The organism is uncultured Amnibacterium sp. (assembly GCF_964244015.1).
GTDB lineage: Bacteria > Actinomycetota > Actinomycetes > Actinomycetales > Microbacteriaceae > Amnibacterium.
The window spans coordinates 1-3642 of record NZ_CAXTHO010000190.1; the positions used below are offsets into that span (position 1 = coordinate 1).

A 3642-nucleotide genomic window follows, 5' to 3' on the forward strand; every position below is an offset into this window, starting at 1 on the left:
TGGTGGCGGCGTCGAGGACGGTCGAGGCCGATCGACCGATCCACTCGATGCACGGCTACTTTTTGCGCCCAGGCGACATCGAGATCCCGATCACGTTCGCCGTCGATCGCATCCATGACGGGCGGTCGTTCTGCACGCGGCGCACGCAGGCGTACCAGCGAGGGATGCCAATTCTGTCGATGATCGCGTCGTTCCAGACGGTCGACGAGGGCCTCGAGCACCAGAAGTCGATGCCGGACGGGCTGCCGGATCCGGAGTCGCTCGACGACGAGCGGGAGCTGCTCTCCGCGGTGGACCATCCGATGGCCCGGTTCTGGGCGAGCGGGCGACCGTTCGACCTGCGCCACGTGGAGGGCTCGCTGTACCTCGAGTCCGGCGGCGAGCGGGTCGCGACGCAGGCGGTGTGGTTCAAGGCTCGCGGCCGGATGCCGGACGACCCTGCGCTGCACCGCGCCGCGCTGGCCTACGCGAGCGACTACACGATCCTCGAACCCATCTGGCGTCGCCACGGCCTGGCCTGGTCCACGCCGGGGCTGAGGGCCGCGAGCCTCGATCACGCCATGTGGTGGCACCGGCCGGCACGCGTCGACGAGTGGCTCGTGTACGTGCAGGAGTCGACGAGCGCCGGCGGCGGCCGCGGCCTGTCGCACGGCCGGATCTACACCCGCGAGGGCCTGCTGGTCGCCTCCGTCGCCCAGGAGGGTATGACCCGAGTCGGAGCCCCTTCATAAATCCGGGGATGCGGGCGCCGAGTGCACGCATCCCCGGATTTATGCAACGAGCGTCAGCGGCGGGAGGTGAAGACGACCGGGTCCTCGAGGTACGGCGACCAGGCCGCGCGCTCCTCCGTGGAGATCCTCCGCGGCTTCTGCGTCGCGGTGTCGACCAGCACGAGCGTCGATGCCGCCCTGGTCGTCAGCTCGCGGGGCTCGACCCCCTCCGGGGTGTACACCTCGTAATGCACGTCGAGGCTCGCGCCCCCGAGGCGGGCGATCCAGACCTCGCAGTCGAGCGGCTGCCGGCCGTACGGGATCGGGCGCAGGTACTCGATCTCCTGGTGCGCGATGAGACTGAGGGTCTCCGCGCCCGGGGTGCCGTCGAGGATCGCCGGGCCGCGCTCGTCGCCAGCGGCGGCGGCGGCGCCGGTGGGGACGGTCCAGAACGCCTGGATCCGCACCTCCTCGAGCAGCCCGAGCATCGCAGCGTTGTTGACGTGCGCGTACGCGTCGATGTCGCTCCAGCGCAGCCGGATCGGGACACGCAGTTTCATCGAAGGCTGCGCCGCACGCTCAGGCGCGGGTCAGCTTGCGGTACGCGCCACGGCCTGCGCCGACCGACTCGGGGCCGAGCCGCTCCGCCTTGTTCTCCTCGTAGGACTGGAAGTTGCCCTCGAACCAGTACCAGCTGCCCGGCTGCTCCTGCGTCCCCTCGTAGGCGAGGATGTGTGTCGCGATGCGGTCGAGGAACCACCGGTCGTGGGTGATGACCACGGCACAGCCCGGGAATTCGAGCAATGCGTTCTCGAGGCTGCCGAGCGTCTCGACGTCGAGGTCGTTCGTCGGCTCGTCGAGCAGCAGCAGGTTGCCGCCCTGCTTCAGGGTGAGGGCGAGGTTCAACCGGTTGCGCTCACCGCCGGACAGGATTCCGGCGGGCTTCTGCTGGTCGGGGCCCTTGAAGCCGAAGGTGGAGACGTAGGCGCGGGAGGGGACCTCCTGCTTGCCGACCTGGATGTAGTCGAGCCCGTCGGACACCACCTCGAAGAGGGTCTTCTTCGGGTCGATGCCGCCGCGGTTCTGGTCGACGTAGGAGATGTCGACGGTCGGGCCGACCTTCAGGTCGCCGGCGTCGAGCGGCTCGAGGCCGACGATGCTCTTGAACAGCGTGGTCTTGCCGACGCCGTTCGGGCCGATCACGCCGACGATGCCGTTGCGCGGCAGCGTGAAGGAGAGCCCGTCGATGAGCACCCGCCCGTCGAAGCCCTTCTGCAGGTTCTTCGCGTCGATCACCTGCGAGCCGAGACGCGGACCGACCGGGATCTGGATCTCTTCGAAGTCGAGCTTCCTGGTGCGCTCGGCCTCCGTCACCATCTCCTCGTAGCGCGCCAGACGCGCCTTCGACTTCGCCTGACGGCCCTTCGCGTTGGACCGCACCCAGTCGAGCTCGTCCGAGAGGCGCCGTGCCAGCTTCGCGTCCTTCTTGCCCTGGACGTTCAGCCGCTCGGCCTTCTTCTCGAGGTAGGTCGAGTAGTTGCCCTCGTACGGGTACAGCCGCCCGCGATCGACCTCCGCGATCCACTGGGCGACGTGGTCGAGGAAGTACCGGTCGTGGGTGACGGCGAGTACGGCGCCCGGGTACTTCGACAGGTGCTGCTCGAGCCACAGCACGCTCTCGGCGTCCAGGTGGTTGGTGGGCTCGTCGAGCAGCAGCAGGTCGGGCTGCTGCAGCAGCAGCTTGCAGAGCGCGACGCGGCGCTTCTCCCCACCGGAGAGGAACTCGACCTGCGCGTCGCCCGGCGGCGTGCGGAGGGCGTCCATCGCCTGCTCGAGCTGCGAGTCGAGGTCCCAGCCGTTCGCGGCGTCGATCTCGTCCTGCAGCGTCGCCATCTCGTCGCCGAGCTTCTCGTAGTCGGCGCCGGGCTCACCCATCTCGAGTCCGATCACGTCCAACCGGGCGAGCTTGGCGCGCAGCTCGGCGACGCCGTCCTGCACGTTCTCGAGGACGGTCTTCGACTCGTCGAGCTCGGGCTCCTGCATCAGGATGCCCACCGAGAAGCCGGGCGTGAGCTTCGCCTCCCCGTTCGACGGGGAGTCGAGGCCCGCCATGATCTTGAGGATCGTGGACTTGCCCGCGCCGTTCGGTCCGACGATGCCGATTTTGGCGCCGGGGAAGAACGACATCGTGACGTCGTCGAGGATCAGCTTGTCGCCGTGCGCCTTGCGGGCGCGGACCATCTGATAGATGTACTCCGCCATACGCCGATCCTACTTTCGCGGGCCGCCCGCGCTCGCCGCCGAGCGGATCGGGCCGAGCGGGTCAGAAGGGCGTGTCGTCGAGCTGCGCGAGCGAGCTCGACCAGTCCGCCGCAGGACCTGCGGGGACAGTCTCTCGCTCCGGCTCCGGCTCCGGCTCCCGCTCGGGCTCGCGCCGCGGCGCCTCCGGCTGCTGCTGCTGCTGCGAGGGGCGCCCTGCATCGGTGAACGTGCTCGTACCCCACGTCAGGTCATGCCCGAGCGCGGTCGCGCGCAGCTCGGCTTTGTACGTGCGCCCGCCGCCCTGCGGCTGGAACTCGGTCACGCGCAGGATCCCGTACACGACCACTCGCTGCCCACGGTGAAAGGACAGCTGTGCGTTCCGGGCCAGCGTGCCCCAGGCCGCGACCTGGAACCAGCTGGTGGGCCCGTCGAAGAAGCTGCCGTCCGCTGCTCGCTTGCGCTCGTTCGTGGCGACCCTGAAGTTCAGGACCTCCTGCCCGTTCGCCAAGGTGTGCAGCTCCGGCTCCTGGCCGATGCGCCCGACCACTGTGATCGTGTTGTTGTTGTCCGCCATCGCGACACCTCTTCCTCATAGTCCTTGGGGGTGCGCGGCCCCGGGGAGCCCGTGCCGTGGACGTGACCGGGACCGCGCAGAAGCGATCGTGCGGCC

Annotated in this window: 4 protein-coding genes; 1 reads left to right on the forward strand and 3 read right to left on the reverse strand. The window is 69.3% G+C overall.

The genetic code is table 11. The features are described from left to right. A partial coding sequence (locus tag ACFE67_RS14555; RefSeq protein WP_375407591.1) for an acyl-CoA thioesterase occupies positions 1-731 on the forward strand: 731 nt, incomplete at its 5' end. Positions 732-784: 53 nt separating this feature from the next. On the opposite strand, the gene ACFE67_RS14560 is transcribed toward ACFE67_RS14555, so the two are convergent. The 3 genes from ACFE67_RS14560 to ACFE67_RS14570 form a co-directional block, all read right to left on the reverse strand. Beyond that, a complete protein-coding gene (locus tag ACFE67_RS14560) occupies positions 785-1270 on the reverse strand; it encodes an acyl-CoA thioesterase (protein ID WP_375407592.1) in 486 nt (161 codons plus the stop codon). A gap of 19 nt (positions 1271-1289) precedes the next feature. Beyond that, complete coding sequence (ettA, locus tag ACFE67_RS14565) at positions 1290-2972, reverse strand: energy-dependent translational throttle protein EttA (protein ID WP_375407593.1); 1683 nt, start codon at positions 2970-2972, stop codon at positions 1290-1292. Between the two features lie 61 nt (positions 2973-3033). Then, positions 3034-3546: a single-stranded DNA-binding protein gene (locus ACFE67_RS14570; protein ID WP_375407594.1), complete on the reverse strand. Its 513-nt coding sequence runs from the start codon at positions 3544-3546 to the stop codon at positions 3034-3036. Positions 3547-3642 lie beyond the last annotated feature (96 nt).